Genomic DNA, 15,707 nt, shown 5'->3' with positions numbered 1-15,707 from the left:
TCCCTCCCTTTTCCCGCAAGCCGGATATTTTCAGCCTTTGTTTCCCGCTCCCCGGACCGGCATCCGGATCCGCAGCAATGTTTTGACATCCTCCAGGATCTCCGGTCCCGATACCCGGATCATCAGCCAGCGCCCCATTCGGCTGGGTCTGGAATTCTGATAGACCTCCCGCACATAGGCGGTCAGACCAGGGAGCACCAGTTCCATTGCCGGGGCTTCTTTTTGTCCGATGGAGATCATACAGGTAAAGGTGCCGGTATCCGGATAGATGGTACACAGCGCTCGTCCTCTGGCTCGATATTTTACATTCCAGCCGGGGGCCAGGCTGCACCCGCTGTACTCCACAGTGGGGGAGACCCCATAGGACTCCCGAAGAAAGCTGTGCAGCTCCCCCCAAAAGGGCGATCCCACTCCATGGCCCAGCTCCTCCAGGGATGGCTCACCCTGGTTGCCCTGTTCTTCTCGCTTTGACATCTCTTCCACACGCCTTTCCTCAAACGTTTTCCAGGCGGCGCGGGCCACGGGCGCTGAGATAGTACCCCACTCCCCACTTGGTCCGGATATACTCCGGGTTGGCCGGGTCCAGCTCCAGCTTTTCCCGCAGGCGGCGGATATGCACATCCACGGTGCGGAAATCCCCGATATACTCATATCCCCAAACCACGTTCAGCAGGTTCTCCCGGCTGTACACCCGGCCAGGGTTGCGCATCAGCAGCTCCATCAGGTCGAACTCCTTGGCGGTCAGCTCCACGGAGACCCCGTCCCGGCTGGCCGTCCGCTCCCCCGTGTTGAGGATAATGTGGCCTGCGGCCAGCTCATTGCCGCTTCGCTGCTGCTGGGCAGCCCCGGCCCGGCGGAGCAGAGCCCGCACCCGGGCTTTCAGCTCCAAGATGTTGAAGGGCTTTGTGAGATAGTCGTCCGCCCCGCACTCGAAGCCGATGATCTTGTCCGTGTCCTCCCCCTTGGCGGTGAGCATGATGATAGGCACGTTGGAGAACTCCCGGATGCGCATGCATGCCTGGAGGCCGTCGATCTTGGGCATCATCACGTCCAGGATGATCAGGTCGAAGCCCCCCTCCCGGGCCAGCTCCACCGCTTCCTCTCCGTCATAGGCGTCCTGGACCTGGTAGCCCTCGTGCTCCAGATTGAACTTGATGCCCTTTACCAGCACCCGCTCGTCGTCCACGATCAGAATCTTTGCCATTGCGTCTTTCTCCTTACTCAGCGGGTGAGTCCGGTCCCCCCACTGTCACATAGTCATATACCTGGGCCAGGATGCCCTCGCCGATCCCCTTCACCTCAGTGAGCTCTTCCACGCTTTGGAAGGGGCCGCTGCTCTCCCGGTAGTCCACGATGGCCTGGGCCCGCTTCTCCCCGATCCCCGGCAGCCGGGTCAGGTCGGCTTCGGAGGCGGTATTCAGATCAATGACCTCTCCCTCCAGCAGGCTGTCCGGATAGCCGTCCTCCACCTCCGGCAAGGAGGCGCTGACCGCAGGCGCCTGTTTTGAGACGGTCACCTGGTACTCCGCCTCCCCCAGCTGTCCGGAGACAAAATAGCCCCCCGTCACCACCAGAAAGGCGGCGGTGAGCCCCAGAACGATCTTGTCAAATCTGGTCATGGCGGCCAAGTTGTTCCCTCCCAGCTGTTGCGGAATTCGTCAGATCCTGCTATAATGATTGTAATTATAATCTCACCAGGAGCGGGAGCGCTCTGCTCCCGCGCTGATGGTAGTATATCATAAATATGAGGATTTTCCTATGAAAAAATATCGTCTTTCTTCCCTGCTGGTCACCTTTGTGCTGGCCCTCACCCTGCTGGCCCCCTTCTCCGCCCTGGCGGCCGACGCCCCCCACATCACCTCCCGCCATGCCGTTTTGATGGACGCCAATTACGGTGAGATCCTCTACGAGAAGGCTGCCCGGGAGAAGGCCTACCCGGCCAGCATCACAAAGGTGATGACCGCCCTGCTGGTGTCGGAGGCCATCGACCGGGGCGAGCTGTCCCAGGATCAGATGATCACGGTGAGCAGCACCTCCCAGTTCGACCTCTCCGCCGACGGCTCCACCGCCAACCTGAAGCCGGGGGAGGTCATCTCGGTGAAGGACCTGATGTACTGTCTTCTCCTCCCCTCCGCCAACGAGGCAGCCAACATCCTGGCCGAGGCCGTGTGCGGCGACGTAGCCTCCTTTATCGAGCTGATGAACCAGCGGGCCAGGGAGCTGGGCTGCACCGGCACCCATTTCGCCAATACCCATGGCCTGCACGACGACGACCATTACACCACCGCCTACGACATCTGCCTGTTCACCCGCGAGGCTCTGAAGCACGACCTGATCCGGGAGGTGGTGGGCACCTCGGTCTACACCGTCCCCGCCACCAACCTGTCTGAGCCCCGGGAGTTCTACAACACCAACGCCCTCCTCTCCAACTGGCACTACATGGGCTATGTCTATGACAAGGCCATCGGCGTCAAGACCGGTACCACGCCGGAGGCGGGACGCTGCCTGGTCTCTGCCGCCGTGGACGGGGATGAGTATCTGATCGCTGTCATCCTGGGAGCGGAGCCGGCGGTCCGGGAGGATGGCTCCACCGACCTGAAGCAGTTCTCGGAGAGCACCGCCCTGCTGAAATGGGGCTTCCGGAATTTCCAGCGCACCACCATCTCCCAGGAGGACACCCCCGTGGCCGCAGTGAACGTCACCCTGTCCCAAGACGCCAACCAAGTCCTGGTCAAGCCGGTGGGCACCCTGGAGCGCACCCTCCCGGTGGATATGGACCTGGAGGCCATTGAGCCCACCATTTCCCTGTTCCAAGACACGGTAGAGGCCCCGGTGAAGGAGGGGCAGGTGATGGGGACCATGACCCTCACCTACGACGGGGAGGTATTCGGCACCCTGGACCTGGTGGCCACCACCTCTGTGGATCGCTCCGAGCTGCTCTATCGGCAGGAGCAGATCCGTCAGTTTTTTGCCAACTCCGGTACGAAGCTGATCCTAGCCGCAGTCCTGGTCGTGGCCGTCCTCGTCCTGCTCCGCCTGCTGGTCTTCCGTAAGCGCCGCCGTTACCGAGCGGGCGCCGGAGCAGGCGGGCGCCGGGGCAGCTATCATGGCCGGCGGCGCCGCTGACCTGCCGACCGATTCAAAAAAAGAGGTCCGCGGGCCCGTCTCACAGACGGGATCCGCGGACCTTTCTCTTTTACAGGAACTGTTTGAGCGCCTGGGCCATCTGGTCGGGACAGGATGTGGATTTCATCCCGCAGCGGATCCCCTCCATGCGCTGGATCGCCTCCTGCACCGGCATCCCTTTCAGCAGACTGGAGATGCCCTGGAGATTCCCGCTGCATCCCCCCGTCACCTGTACAGACTGGATGATTCCATCTTCCGCCTGGATCTCGAACTGCCGGGCGCACACGCCCCTGGGCTGATAGCGGATCGTCATGGACTCCCACCTCCCTTCCCTGATCTTCCGGCCCGGGCTCTCTTTCATCCGGGCCGCTCCTGCTACTATACCAGACGGCGGAAAAAATAACAAGCGGAGGATCTTTCCCTGCGATCCCCCGCCTGTTGCCGCCCCGCATCACATCTCCTTCTGCTGGAGCTGGAGCCGGTCGGCGATCATTGCGATAAACTCTGAGTTGGTGGGTTTCCCCTTCACATTGGATACAGTATAGCCAAAATATTTTTGAAGCGTCTCCAAGTCGCCCCGGTCCCAGGCCACCTCAATGGCGTGGCGGATGGCCCGCTCCACCCGGGAGGCGGTGGTATTGAACCGCTTGGCTACCTCAGGATAGAGCACCTTGGTCACCGCGTTGATGACATCCATATCGGCCACTGCGATCAGAATGGCTTCCCGCAGATACTGATAGCCCTTGATATGGGCAGGCACCCCCACCTCGTGAATGATGGAGGTGACAGTATTTTCCAAATTATAGGGGATATCTCCATTTTCTTCCTTTTTATTTTCGCCGGTCAGCTGCCGGATGCGCTCACACACCGTGCTCACCCGGCAGGGCTTGGTCATATAGTGGTCCGCTCCCTTGGCGGCGGCCAGCTCGGCCATGCTTCCCTTGGCAAAACTGGACAGGATCAGCACCTTGGGCCGATGCTCCAGCTTTCCCAGCTCCTCCAACACCTCGATGCCGTCCATCTGGGCCAGCACGATCTCCATGACTACCAGGTCCGGAGCCATCTCCTTTACCATTTGGACCAGTTCCTGCCCGTCTCCCGTCTCTCCCAAAACCTGGATGTCAGGCTCGCTGGCCACGGTCTCGATAAAGCTCCGGCGAAATTCTTCCCCGGTATCGGCGACCAAAATCCGTTTTGCACCCATTTTCACAATCAAATCCCTTCCGACAGGCTTCCGCACCTGCCCTTGTTTTTCCCTTATGGGGTTTCGACCGGTCACCAATAATTTATCATAATCAGACAGCATATGCAAGATGTTTTTGGTATTTTTTGGAAATCAACTTTTCGGGTATCTTCCGCTTTTTTCGACAGAACGCCGGCACTCAGGAGACCTGGGCCTGCTCCTCCCACACACACTGGGAGACCATATTTTTCGCCAGAATGCCGTATCCCCGGGTAGGATCGTTGACCAGGACATGGGTCACCGCCCCCACCAGCTTGCCGTCCTGAAGGATCGGACTGCCGCTCATCCCCTGGACAATTCCTCCAGTGGTTTCCAGAAGCCGGGGGTCGGTGACCTGCACCATCAGGTTCCGGGTATCCCCCGCGGCTGCGGGGTAAACGTGAGTGATCTCCACCTGATACTCCTCCACCTGCTCTCCGGCAATGTTGGACAGGATGGTGGCGCCTCCTACATGCACCTCTTCCCGGGCGGCCACCTCCACAGCCTCCCCGTGAGGGGAGAGCGCTCCGTCCCGCAGGACGCCATAGATGCCCAGATTGGTATTGGCATACAGATCGCCCAGATCCCGGTTCACGTCAAAGCTGCCATGGAGCTCTCCGGGCGCGCCGCTCTCTCCCTTTTTTACATCGGTCACAGAAGCGTACATAATGCTCCCTGACTCCATGGGCATCAGCGTGGCCGTATCCACGTCGTTGATGCCGTGGCCCAGGGCAGCGAACACCCCGCTGTCCGGGTCATAAAAGGTCATGGTACCGATTCCGGCCATGGAATCCCTCAGCCAGACGCCCAGCTGATAGCTGCCCTGGGTATTCTGAATAGCCTGGACAGAGAGCTGGACCGGCTTTCCGTTCCGGGTGGCCCGCAGGGTCATGGCATCCCCCTGTTCATCACCCAGGATGTCCTGGACCTCCTCGATGGTGTTGACCTCCTGACCATTGATGTGGGTGATGATATCACCCGCCTTCAGGCCGCAGGTCCGGCCCGGGCTGGACGGACCGCTGTCCGTCTCCACCGCCGACAGGCCCACCACCAGCACGCCGTCGGAAAACAGCTTGATTCCCACCGCCCGGCCCAGGGGGACCACCTTGTCCCCCACCTGGGCGCCTGAGACCGGCTGAGCCCCTCCGCCGCTCCGGGGGAGCTCCAGCACCGCCCCCGCCGAGGCCGCCCGCGCTCCGCCGTCGGAGAGTGCCAGGCTCAGGATCAGGCACAGGACCAGGACCCCGGCAGCGATCCCGGTCCATGGCTTCTGCTTTGTCTCTTGCTCCATCAATTTCACCCCCTGTTTTCAAAAATCATGTCGTGGACTGCCCTTGGCGCCGTCCACACACTCATTATGGCCATCCCTTCCGCCGAAAAACCATGGCGGGACCTTCCACTCCTTCCATGGAAAATGCGGAAATGCCTCAGGCGCAGGGACCTCCATTTTTTACAGGGAGTTCTCTTCCCGAACTGTCAAAAATTTCTTTTGCGCACACAGCAGACGCCGTCCCTCGATTGGGACGGCGTCTGCTGATATTATCCGCGGAAGATGCACAAGATCAGTCCGTAAAGCACCGATGCACTGATTCCGAACACCAGCACTGGCCCCGCCACTACAAACAGCTTAGCCGCTGTGCCGGTGATCAGCCCCTCGCTTTTGAACTCCAGAGCGGGGGAGACCATGGCGTTGGCAAAACCGGTGATGGGCACCAGGGTTCCGGCCCCCGCCCGCTTGGCCAGCTTGTCAAACCACCCAAGCCCGGTCAGCAGCGCCGCCGCCAGGATCAGGGTGATGGAGACGGCGCCGCCGGCTGCATCCTGATCCATCCCCCAGTTCTGATAGAGGTTGGACAGCCCCTGCCCCGCGGTACAGATAGCGCCGCCCACCAAAAAGGCCCACACCATATTTTTCCCCAGAGGGGAGGACTGAGAGTATTGGTTGACCAGTTTTCCATAGTCCTGATTCGTCATATCCATGGCACACCTCCGCGATCCAAAAAATTCTCGCTCCTAATCTCCCCTTTTTTTCATGGATTATACGGCGGCATCTGCATAATTTTTTTGACGCGCCATACAATGCACCAGAACCGTTCTCATGGAAGGAGGCATATCCATGTTTTATCCCAAAAAGCTGATCGTCCCGGTATTTGTCTGCGCCGTTCTGGCGGGCGTGGGCCTCCACTTTTTGTATGCCAGATTTCCCTGTACCCTCTCCGCCCTTCTGTCTCCCGTCTGTGAGAGCCTGTGGGAGCATATCAAGATCCTGTACTGGCCTTATCTGGCGGCATCCGCCTTCCTCGCCTGGGGGCGTCCCACCGGGATGCGCCCCTGGCTGCTGTCCCTTGTCATCCTGTGTCCCCTGATGCTGGTCCTGGGCCTGCTGCTCCATGCGGCGCTCGCCCTCCACGCCCTGTGGCTGGACATCGCCCTGTATCTGGGGCTGATGGCCTTCGGATTCTGGTTCCCTGTCCGCTTCTCCGGTCCCTTCCGGGGCTGGCGGTGGCGCATCCCCGCAATCCTGGCTTTCCTTCTGGGGGCGCTGATCCTCCTGTTCACCTTTTTCCCGCCTGCCGGGGTGCTCTTTGCCGACCTGTCCTGATTTTCGGCATGACTTTTGGGGGCCGGTGTGGTAAAATCCCTCTCAGGAGGTGAGGACCATGGTGCTGTACGGATTGGACGGCATGACGCACCGGAGCCAGGCCTACGGGCTTCTGGCTGTGGGACTGCGGGAGCACTGGGATCTGGAGCAGCTGCCCTCCATCGCCCGTGGAAAGCGGGGAAAGCCCCTTTTTCCGGACTTCCCCCAGCTCCGCTTCAACCTCAGCCACAGCGGACCCCGGGCCCTGTGTGCCCTGGACCGGGACGAGGTGGGGGTGGACATCCAGCAGATCACCCTGCGGCGTTCCGCTTTTCTCGACCGCCTGCTCTCCCCAGAGGAGCGGGCCTGGCTGCTGGGGCTGGGAGACGACCCGGAGGCCTTTACCCAGCTCTGGACCCTGAAGGAGAGCTTCTGCAAATTCACCGGTCTGGGTCTGACTCGGCCCGTCTCCGCCATCCCCGTCCCCCTTCCCCGGCAGATCCTCCCTTCCGGCGCCTGTCTCCCCTTCGGTTCCGTCTGCTTCACCCTGTTCTCCGGCCCCGGCTGGCGGGCCGCCGTCTGCTCTCCTGCCCGCTGCGCCTCCTCCATCCGCTGGCTCACGCCGGGGCAACTCCCTCCCGTGGGAAAGAAAATCCCCCAAAAGTGAAAAATCCCCTTTACATTTTGGAAGATCCCTGCTATAATAACGGAGCGCATTGAGAAAATGCTTCTTAATATGCGGCCGTAGTTCAATGGATAGAGCGTCAGATTCCGGTTCTGAATGTTGGGGGTTCGAGTCCCTTCGGCCGTACCAAAAAGAAAGACATGACCAACAGGTCATGTCTTTCTTTTTGGGCTTCACCGTCCGGGGGCGGCTTCACTCTGCCTTGACCTGCTGCGGTCTATTCGTTAAAATGGTTCTAGAAAATAGAAGAGGCATGTCGGAATATAAACTATTTTGTGAGGAGGCCTACGCAAGCCAATATAAGGTTTCTTCTGAGACAATAAATCGGATTGTAGCGCATACGCAAATAAACTCCCTTTTTCAACAAACTGTTGTGATCTAAGGGCGCGGTTTAGCGGCGAAAAGAAGCCCGTATTCAATCAGATTAGATGAAGGAGCAAATTGAATGAAGCCTAAAATGAGCTTTCGAGACTGGTGCATCCAAAATCACGCCTATCTGCTGCTCCATTTTTATCAGGAAGGGAACAACCCGTGCGCTCCTGAAGAAATCGGATTTTCCGCCGGAAAGCGTGTGAGGTTCCGCTGCCATGTCTGTGGGCTGTCATGGCAGCGCACGTTGAATCATGCCACAAGGCATCCGGTGGTCCAAACCTGTCCCTTCTGCGAACACCGAAAACCCAGCCCGTTTTACAATCTGGCGACGGAGTACCCGGAATTGAAGGATGAATGGGACAGCGAAAAAAACCCATTCCCGCCGGAAAGCTGTTTGCCCCATTCAAATCAAAACGTCTATTGGCACTGTGCAAAAAACCATCGGTGGAAGGCCATAATCTGTGATCGCGCTGAAACAGCAGAGAAAGCACGAAAATCAGGAGCCCCGGTGTGCCCCTACTGCTCCGGAGAGCGTGTGTCCACAACCTATAATCTGGCTGAAAAATATCCGGAAATTGCCGTGGAGTGGGACTATGTATTAAACAGCGGGCAAAAGCCGGAAGATTTTTTACCGCACAGCAACCAAAAAGCTTGGTGGAAATGCATGTATAATCCCTCGCACAAATGGTTGGCAAGAATCTCCAATCGGACGTCGTTGGGACGAGGCTGTCCCCAATGTGCAAAGGACTTTAAAATGTCCTATCCCGCGCGCGCATTATTCTATTATTTGCGGCAGGCCTGCCCGAGCTGCACCTGTGAGGAGCCATTCCGAAAATATAAAATGGATATTTTTCTGCCTGAACGCGAATTGGTGCTGGAACATGATGGGTATTATTACCACAGCAGTTTGGCAGCCAGAAAGAGGGCGGAACGGAAAGACCGCGCTCTGCGGGAGGCGGGGTATCAGGTGCTTCGCATCTGTGACAGCAGGGAACTGGCTGGGCCGATTGTGATTCAAAAGGCGGAAATTCTGTACAGGTTTGACGAGCGAGACCGGTATCTTGACCAAATGATCGCTGCTGTATTTTCCTATCTTGATTTGCCGCCGCTTGATTTTCACCACCGGCGGGATCAATATGCAATCAACCAAATGTATTTTCATGAGCGAAAGAAACGCACCCTGGCGGTAGAATATCCAGAGATTGCGAGGGAGTGGAGCGCCCGCAATACTGACAAGCCTGATACTGTATTCAGCGGCTCGCCTCGAAAAGTTTGGTGGCACTGCCCAAAGTGTCAGCAGGAGTATCAAGCAACGATTTCCAATCGAACGAAACATAAATCAAATTGCCCTTTCTGTGCCAATCTCCGGGCATATGAGAAAAACTGCCTGGCAGTACTCCGGCCGGAAATTGCCGCTCAATGGCATCCCGAGTTGAATTTCCCCCTGACGCCTTATGATGTAGTTCCCGGCTCTGAAAAAGAAGTATACTGGGCATGTTCAGAAGGACATGTTTGGAAGGCAGCCATCTGTTCCCGCACCAATCCCCGCGAAAGCAGATGCCCCATATGTCATCCGAGGACCGTGACGCGATGCGGCCCAATGCGGCCGATGGATCCTGCGCTTGTTCAGATCTGGCACCCCACAAAAAATTTGCCGGTTATGCCCAGTGAGATAGCGTGTCAATCAAATAAAAAATTTTGGTGGAAATGCGAAAAAGGTCATGAGTGGCAATGTGATCCCAGCCATCTCAACAAGCTGGTACCTTTAAAGCGTTGCCCCTATTGCAATGACCGGGCTGTTTGCGGGGACAATTCCCTGCTTGCGCGGTATCCGGAGCTGGCACGGGAGTGGGACCACAAACTCAATTTTCCACTGACACCGGATCAAGTGCTCTATTGCTCCGGCAAAAAGTATTGGTGGCGGCGCGGGGAGTTCGTGTGGCAGGCGAGCATCAAAGATCGTCAGCGGAAAGGGGAGGGGATTCCCCGTGGCCAATACCTCAAGTGCTACCCGCACCTGCGCCTGTCTGTGACTCATCCGGAGCTCGCCGCCCAGTGGGACGGCTCAAAAAACGCGTTGCTGACACCGGATCAGGTTTCTGCGCAGTCCGGGAGAAAGATTTGGTGGCAATGTGAAAAGGGGCATGTTTGGCAGAGTACCATCAACAAGCGGATCCGCGGGGATGGCTGCCCATATTGCTCAGGCCATCGCCCAAGCAAGGAATATTGTTTGCAGACCTGTTACCCTGCCATTGCCGCCCAGTGGCACCCGGAGAGAAATAAGGGGCTGACACCTCGGGATGTGACGCCGGGAAGCGGAAGAAATGTTTGGTGGCAATGTGAGAAGGGGCATGAATGGAAAGCCTCTGTTTCCAACCGGAGCCGGAGAGGACATAACTGTCCCTATTGTGCGGATCGCTCCAAAAGGTTGGGCAGCGTCGCGGAAGCACGGCCTGACCTGCTTGGGGAATGGAATTATGGGAAGAACACCAAAACACCGCAAGATTGTTCTGCGCGGTCCAACAAAAAAGTATGGTGGAAATGCAGCGTCTGCGGCCATGCGTGGCAAGCATCCCCCGACAACAGGTTTTGCGGAAGCGGCTGTCCCGTCTGCGCAAAAAAGCGGCGCGGCTCAGAGGGCCGGTTGGGTGGTTCTCCTATACCTCTTTAAAATTTCAAAATATCGATTTTAACCGTCCTTTGCAAAGAAAAAGCTCCAAAAGCCTGACTTTATAGTGATAAGGAAGTAGAAATTATCATTAACTTGACGATTGACAAACAAGGTTGCGAAAAGCAAGTGTACTAAACAAAAAGTACACTTGCTTTTTAGCTATACCTTGGAACGCACATGAATAATTCGACATAACTCCTTTATTTGTGGTATAATTAAAAAATAGAAATAAGCGGAGGGGTATCATGTATTTTACTTAGCACTTTATTACCCTCCTTACTATAATCAGTCTATACAATAGACAAAAGGAGGGTCTACAGGATGGTGGTGCGGAAAGAAGTCTGTCTAACTCAGAGCGAATGGTATGTGATGGATTGTCTGTGGGCGTATGCGCCTCAGACAGTGATGCAGCTGGCCACCGATCTCTCCCAGCGGGCAGGCTGGGCCAAGAGCACCACCATCACCACTCTGGAGCAGATGGAGGCCAAGGGACTGGTCCGCAGCACACCCGTGGGCCGGGACACGCAGTATCACCCATGTGTGCGGCGGGAGGAGGCAGCAAAGTCGGAGGTCTGCTCCTTCCTGGACCGTATCTATCGGGGGAGTGTGGGGCTGATGGTGTCCGCCATGGCGGATGGCAGGCAGGCCATCCAGCAGCGGGTGGCCCGGCTGGGGAAGGGGGACCGCTCCAAAAAAGCCGCTCTGGCCGCAGCGGCGGTGCTCCTGACGCTGGCGGCGGTGCTCGCCTTCGGGGGCGGTCCCCCCTCCCCATACAGCTACGCCGGGTATGCGGCGGCCGTGGAGGGCGCTCGGTCCATCCATCTCACAGCGCCGCCAGTCTCCAGCGCGGGGTATCCTCCCATAGAGGAGGAGGGTGCCCTGGAGGAGGCCCGGTCGCTCCTGCTCCAGGCGGTAGAGTATGACGACAGCAGGGATGCGACAGCTTTCGGGTTCTCGGACATGGCTCCATATTCCTATCAACTGGCCCTCTCCATGAGGGAGGACTGGATGTATTTCTACCTCTATCCCTCATCCAACGGCCCGGTCTATGTCCTGCCCTATCTGGACGGGGCGGCCAGCGGGGCCGTCCCCGTGGCTGCCCTGCCCAGCAGCACCATTTCTCAGCTCCTCCGTCTCTCAGCTCAGTCTCCCTCGATTCAGACCCAGGATGACCCTGCTCTCCGCCATCCGGCAGGCCGACGCTGTCCAGTGCTGCAAGGGGCGCGCTTACAGCAGCACTGCGCCCCTCATCTCCTCCCCAGAGGCCAGGGCACAGCTGGTCACCCTCCTTTCCGGCGGTGGGCACCCCACCGATTCCGTGAACTTTGACCCGGATACGGTTCCCTTTCTCCGCATTTCCGGCGGGCCAGGAGACGGCGCAGTCTTCTATCTCGCTGAGCAGGAGCGGAACTGCTGTCTGATCCTTGCCCAAGAGAACGGTCCGCTTCCCCTGGCCCTTCTCCCCAGCGGAACTGCCCAATGGGTCCAGGAGCTGTCTTGGCTCCAGGACCTCTCCACCGTGGCTGCTCAAGCCCATTCCTTTGCGGCATACTTCGGCTCTCTCACCGGACGGTACGCCTCCATCCGGGACGCCGACCTGGTGGAGGAGGTGCGGCAGCTCTTGTCCTCCAGTAATCCCCAGGACGGTACCCTGGACCCTGCGGAGCTGTACTATGACTCCTGCCTGATCTTCTGCGGCGAAGGCGGCGGGGAACTGGGCCGTCTCTCCCTGTCCAGCAGGGAAATGTGCCACGCTCTGGTGCAGATCAGTGACCGGCAGGAGGATCGGGATCGGGCCGCTTGACAGCCACCGTCTCCTGGCCTCGCGCCTCTTGTGTGGGCGTAAAGATATCCTGACGCCACCCCGTCCGCCTCCCCCCGGCCCTTGTGCCTGTGGGAGGCGGCATATTTTCCCCCTGTTGTCAAATTGACGGATTTCCGGCATAAAAAAGTCGTATTTCCTGCGTTTTCAGCCGTTAAGAATCCGTTAAGATTGTTGTAAAGTTTTTGCGCCTGCACTATCATTAGAAGTGATTATTTTGGGTCCTTATGGCGTCCCAACGGTAGGAGTTTCTTGATTTATGAGTCTGCGCATCGGTATCGACATCGGCTCCACCACGGTGAAAGTGGTGGTGCTGGATGAACAGAACAAGCTGCTGTTCCGCTCCTATGAGCGGCACTACTCCAAGACCCGGGAGCGGGCCTGTGAGACCCTGAAGTCCATCTCGGGCCAGCTCAGCGGCCAGCGGGTCAAGCTGGTCATCACCGGCTCCGCCGGCCTGGGGGTGGCCAAGGCTGCCGGCCTGGACTTCGTCCAGGAAGTGTACGCCACCGCCGCCGCGGTGAACACCTACATTCCGGACACCGATGCCGTCATCGAGCTGGGCGGCGAGGACGCCAAGATCATCTTTTTCGGCGGCGCGCTGGAGGAGCGGATGAACGGCTCCTGCGCCGGCGGGACGGGCGCCTTCATCGACCAGATGGCCACCCTGATGAATGTGTCGGTGAACGAGCTGGACTCTCTCTCCCTGAAGCACGAGAAGATCTACCCCATTGCAAGCCGCTGCGGCGTGTTCGCCAAGAGCGATATCCAGCCCATCCTGAACCAGGGCGGTCGGAAAGAGGACGTAGCCGCCTCCATCTTCCAGGCGGTGGTGGACCAGACGGTAGCCGGCCTCACCCAGGGCCGGGAGCTGAAGGGAAAGATCGTCTTTCTGGGCGGGCCCCTCCACTTCCTGATGGGCCTGCGGCAGCGTTTTGTGGAGACCCTGAAGCTGGACGGGGAGCACGCCGTCTTTCCGGAAGACGGGGACTGCTTCGCCGCCATGGGCGCGGCCCTGTGCGCCACCGACTACGAGCCCGTCCCCTTTGAGGACGCCCTGAAGCGGCTGGAGGAGAGCCGGGAGACCAACACCTCGGCGGACACCATGCCCCCTCTCTTTGACACGCAGGAGGAGTACGACGCCTTTCTGGTCCGGCACAATGCCAGCCGGCCCCCAGAGGCGGACATCCACACTTACGCCGGCCCCGCTTGGCTGGGGATGGATGCAGGCTCCACCACCACCAAACTGGCCCTCATCACCGCCGACGGCGGACTGCTCTACACCTACTACCACTCCAACCTGGGCAACCCGGTCTCCATCGTCCTGGAGCAGCTGAAAAAAATCTACGAGCTGTGCGGCGACCGCATCCAGATCAAAGGCGCGGCGGTCACCGGCTATGGCGAGGACCTGATCAAAAACGCCTTCTCCTGTGACCTGGGCCTGGTGGAGACGGTGGCCCACTACAAGGCCGCCGCCCACTTCAACCCCGATGTGGATTTCATCATCGACATCGGCGGCCAGGACATGAAGTGTTTCAAGATCCGCAACGGCGCGGTGGACTCCATCATGCTCAACGAGGCCTGCTCCTCCGGGTGCGGCTCCTTTATCGAGACCTTTGCCAAGGCCCTGGGCTCCAACATCGCCGACTTCTCCAAGATGGGCCTGTTTGCCAAAAAGCCCGTCAACCTGGGCTCCCGCTGCACCGTGTTCATGAACTCCAGCGTCAAGCAGGCCCAAAAGGACGGCGCCAGCGTGGAGGACATCTCCGCCGGCCTGTCTATCTCCATCGTGAAAAACGCCATCTACAAGGTCATCCGGGCCGCCTCCGCTGACGACTTAGGCCAGCACATCGTGGTCCAGGGCGGGACCTTCCTCAATGACGCGGTGCTCCGCTCCTTTGAGCGGGAGCTGGGGCGGGAGGTGACCCGGCCCACCATTGCCGGCATCATGGGGGCCTTCGGGGCCGCTCTGGCCGCCCGGGACCTGCACCTGGAGCGGAGCGCCCTGCTCTCCTCCCAGGACCTGGAGAAGTTCACCCACACCGCCAAGCCCGCCACCTGCGGTCTGTGCACCAACCACTGCTCCCTCACTGTCAACACCTTCGACGGCGGGCGGCGCTTTATCTCGGGCAACCGCTGCTCCCGCCCCCTGGGGGAGGAGCCCCACCATCTGCCCGACCTGATGCGGTACAAGTATCAGAAGCTCCGTGCTCTCCACGGCAAGGGAGAGGGGGACGGTTCCCGGGGCCGCATCGGCATCCCCTTCGGGCTGAACATGTACGAAAACCTCCCCTTCTGGTTCACTTTCTTCACCAAGCTGAACTTTGAGGTGGTCCTCTCCCCTGAGTCCTCCCGCAAGCTGTATCTCAAGGGGCAGCGCACCATCCCCTCCGACACAGTGTGCTACCCCGCCAAGCTGCTCCACGGCCACGTAGAGGCCCTGGTGGAGGCGGGGGTGGACGCCGTCTGGTACCCCTGCATGTCCTACAACAACGACGAGGGCATCGGAGACAACCACTACAACTGCCCGGTGGTGGCCTACTACCCCGAGCTGATCGCCGCCAACGTGCCCTCTCTAAAGCAGACCCGTTTCCTGGACCCCTATGTGGGCCTGTGGCGGCACAAGGACTTCGGCAAGCGCATTGCCCAGCTGATGCATCAGGAGTTCGGCATCCCCAAAAAGGAGTCGGCAGCCGCCGCCCGGGCCGCCTACGAGGCCTATGAGGCCTACGTCCACGACGTGCGCGCCACCGGCCAGGAATACATCGACTACGCCCGCTCCCACGGGCTGAACATCATCGTGGTGTGCGGCCGCCCCTATCACATCGACCCGGAGATCAACCACGGCATCAACGATCTGATCACCTCCTTCGGCTTCGTGCTGGTCACGGAGGACGCCCTGAGCTATCTGGAGGGCTACGCCCCCCGGAAGGTGCTCAACCAGTGGACCTTCCAGAGCCGGATGTACAACGCCGCCCGGTATGTGTGCACCCAGCCCGACATGCAGGTGGTCCAGCTGGTCTCCTTCGGCTGCGGCACCGACGCCATCACCACCGACGAGATGCGCTCCATTCTGGAGGACGGGGATAAGCTGTACACTCAGCTGAAGATCGACGACATCAGCAACCTGGGCGCCGTCAAGATCCGCATCCGCTCCCTCATGGCGGCCATTGATGCGCGAAAAGAAAATTAGAAATCAGAAATGAGGGAACTGGGACCGACCCGCTC

General features: G+C 59.2%; 14 protein-coding genes and 1 tRNA gene. 8 read left to right on the top strand and 7 right to left on the bottom strand.

The annotated features are described in order from the left end of the window. Positions 1-30: 30 nt before the first annotated feature. The 3 genes from L9O85_RS02590 to L9O85_RS02580 are packed head-to-tail and all read right to left on the bottom strand — an operon-like array spanning position 31 to position 1,619. Positions 31-474, bottom strand: a complete 444-nt coding sequence (locus L9O85_RS02590; protein ID WP_276757690.1) for a DUF3788 domain-containing protein — start codon at positions 472-474, stop codon at positions 31-33. A gap of 19 nt (positions 475-493) precedes the next feature. Further along, positions 494-1,204, bottom strand: a complete 711-nt coding sequence (locus L9O85_RS02585) for a response regulator transcription factor (RefSeq protein ID WP_050622688.1) — start codon at positions 1,202-1,204, stop codon at positions 494-496. A 13-nt stretch (positions 1,205-1,217) separates the two neighbouring features. Beyond that, a complete protein-coding gene (locus L9O85_RS02580) occupies positions 1,218-1,619 on the bottom strand; it encodes a ComEA family DNA-binding protein (RefSeq protein WP_301580097.1) in 402 nt (133 codons plus the stop codon). A 139-nt stretch (positions 1,620-1,758) separates the two neighbouring features. On the opposite strand from L9O85_RS02580, the gene L9O85_RS02575 reads away from it, so the two are divergent. Next, complete coding sequence (locus L9O85_RS02575) at positions 1,759-3,126, top strand: D-alanyl-D-alanine carboxypeptidase family protein (RefSeq protein ID WP_050622690.1); 1,368 nt, start codon at positions 1,759-1,761, stop codon at positions 3,124-3,126. A gap of 70 nt (positions 3,127-3,196) precedes the next feature. On the opposite strand, the gene L9O85_RS02570 is transcribed toward L9O85_RS02575, so the two are convergent. The 4 genes from L9O85_RS02570 to spoVAC form a co-directional block, all read right to left on the bottom strand. Beyond that, on the bottom strand, positions 3,197-3,487 hold the full coding sequence (locus tag L9O85_RS02570) for a TIGR03905 family TSCPD domain-containing protein (RefSeq protein ID WP_413464692.1): 291 nt from the start codon (positions 3,485-3,487) through the stop codon (positions 3,197-3,199). Positions 3,488-3,577: 90 nt separating this feature from the next. Continuing rightward, positions 3,578-4,312 carry a sporulation transcription factor Spo0A gene (gene spo0A, locus L9O85_RS02565; protein ID WP_329737501.1) on the bottom strand — a complete coding sequence of 245 codons (735 nt, stop codon included), beginning with the start codon at positions 4,310-4,312 and terminating at the stop codon, positions 3,578-3,580. 196 nt (positions 4,313-4,508) lie between these two features. Beyond that, a complete protein-coding gene (gene spoIVB, locus L9O85_RS02560) occupies positions 4,509-5,639 on the bottom strand; it encodes a SpoIVB peptidase (RefSeq protein ID WP_301579454.1) in 1,131 nt (376 codons plus the stop codon). A 248-nt stretch (positions 5,640-5,887) separates the two neighbouring features. After that, positions 5,888-6,328: a stage V sporulation protein AC gene (gene spoVAC / locus L9O85_RS02555; protein WP_276757686.1), complete on the bottom strand. Its 441-nt coding sequence runs from the start codon at positions 6,326-6,328 to the stop codon at positions 5,888-5,890. Positions 6,329-6,464: 136 nt separating this feature from the next. On the opposite strand from spoVAC, the gene L9O85_RS02550 reads away from it, so the two are divergent. The 7 genes from L9O85_RS02550 (at position 6,465) to L9O85_RS02520 (ending at position 15,672) form a co-directional block, all read left to right on the top strand. Then, positions 6,465-6,950 (top strand): DUF6512 family protein, encoded by a 486-nt coding sequence (locus tag L9O85_RS02550; protein WP_108979825.1) that lies wholly within the window; start codon positions 6,465-6,467, stop codon positions 6,948-6,950. A 58-nt stretch (positions 6,951-7,008) separates the two neighbouring features. Then, positions 7,009-7,596 carry a 4'-phosphopantetheinyl transferase family protein gene (locus L9O85_RS02545; protein ID WP_050622695.1) on the top strand — a complete coding sequence of 196 codons (588 nt, stop codon included), beginning with the start codon at positions 7,009-7,011 and terminating at the stop codon, positions 7,594-7,596. A gap of 71 nt (positions 7,597-7,667) precedes the next feature. Then, positions 7,668-7,743, top strand: a tRNA-Arg gene (locus L9O85_RS02540). A 316-nt stretch (positions 7,744-8,059) separates the two neighbouring features. Beyond that, the gene (locus tag L9O85_RS02535; RefSeq protein ID WP_276854184.1) at positions 8,060-10,657 is read left to right on the top strand and encodes a zinc-ribbon domain-containing protein; all 2,598 of its coding nucleotides are present in this window, start codon (positions 8,060-8,062) and stop codon (positions 10,655-10,657) included. Positions 10,658-10,978: 321 nt separating this feature from the next. Beyond that, positions 10,979-11,986: a BlaI/MecI/CopY family transcriptional regulator gene (locus tag L9O85_RS02530; RefSeq protein WP_301579451.1), complete on the top strand. Its 1,008-nt coding sequence runs from the start codon at positions 10,979-10,981 to the stop codon at positions 11,984-11,986. Beyond that, positions 11,976-12,461 (top strand): hypothetical protein, encoded by a 486-nt coding sequence (locus L9O85_RS02525; protein ID WP_301579449.1) that lies wholly within the window; start codon positions 11,976-11,978, stop codon positions 12,459-12,461. The genes L9O85_RS02530 and L9O85_RS02525 overlap by 11 nt, the downstream gene beginning before the upstream one ends. A gap of 277 nt (positions 12,462-12,738) precedes the next feature. After that, positions 12,739-15,672, top strand: a complete 2,934-nt coding sequence (locus L9O85_RS02520) for an acyl-CoA dehydratase activase (RefSeq protein ID WP_301579448.1) — start codon at positions 12,739-12,741, stop codon at positions 15,670-15,672. Positions 15,673-15,707 lie beyond the last annotated feature (35 nt).

This window comes from Lawsonibacter asaccharolyticus (assembly GCF_022453915.1).
Taxonomy (GTDB): domain Bacteria; phylum Bacillota; class Clostridia; order Oscillospirales; family Oscillospiraceae; genus Lawsonibacter; species Lawsonibacter asaccharolyticus.
The sequence above is the reverse complement of the archived record's forward strand: the minus strand, read 5'-3'. Positions and strand labels throughout refer to the sequence as shown.

Excerpts from the sequence above, each read along its gene's own strand:
- L9O85_RS02590 (WP_276757690.1), bottom strand. The coding sequence starts at position 474 with ATGTCAAAGCGAGAAGAACAGGGCAACCAGGGTGAGCCATCCCTGGAG.
- L9O85_RS02585 (WP_050622688.1), bottom strand. The coding sequence starts at position 1,204 with ATGGCAAAGATTCTGATCGTGGACGACGAGCGGGTGCTGGTAAAGGGC.
- L9O85_RS02580 (WP_301580097.1), bottom strand. The coding sequence starts at position 1,619 with ATGACCAGATTTGACAAGATCGTTCTGGGGCTCACCGCCGCCTTTCTG.
- L9O85_RS02575 (WP_050622690.1), top strand. The coding sequence starts at position 1,759 with ATGAAAAAATATCGTCTTTCTTCCCTGCTGGTCACCTTTGTGCTGGCC.
- L9O85_RS02570 (WP_413464692.1), bottom strand. The coding sequence starts at position 3,487 with ATGAAAGAGAGCCCGGGCCGGAAGATCAGGGAAGGGAGGTGGGAGTCC.
- spoIVB (WP_301579454.1), bottom strand. The coding sequence starts at position 5,639 with ATGGAGCAAGAGACAAAGCAGAAGCCATGGACCGGGATCGCTGCCGGG.
- spoVAC (WP_276757686.1), bottom strand. The coding sequence starts at position 6,328 with ATGGATATGACGAATCAGGACTATGGAAAACTGGTCAACCAATACTCT.
- L9O85_RS02550 (WP_108979825.1), top strand. The coding sequence starts at position 6,465 with ATGTTTTATCCCAAAAAGCTGATCGTCCCGGTATTTGTCTGCGCCGTT.
- L9O85_RS02545 (WP_050622695.1), top strand. The coding sequence starts at position 7,009 with ATGGTGCTGTACGGATTGGACGGCATGACGCACCGGAGCCAGGCCTAC.
- L9O85_RS02535 (WP_276854184.1), top strand. The coding sequence starts at position 8,060 with ATGAAGCCTAAAATGAGCTTTCGAGACTGGTGCATCCAAAATCACGCC.
- L9O85_RS02530 (WP_301579451.1), top strand. The coding sequence starts at position 10,979 with ATGGTGGTGCGGAAAGAAGTCTGTCTAACTCAGAGCGAATGGTATGTG.
- L9O85_RS02520 (WP_301579448.1), top strand. The coding sequence starts at position 12,739 with ATGAGTCTGCGCATCGGTATCGACATCGGCTCCACCACGGTGAAAGTG.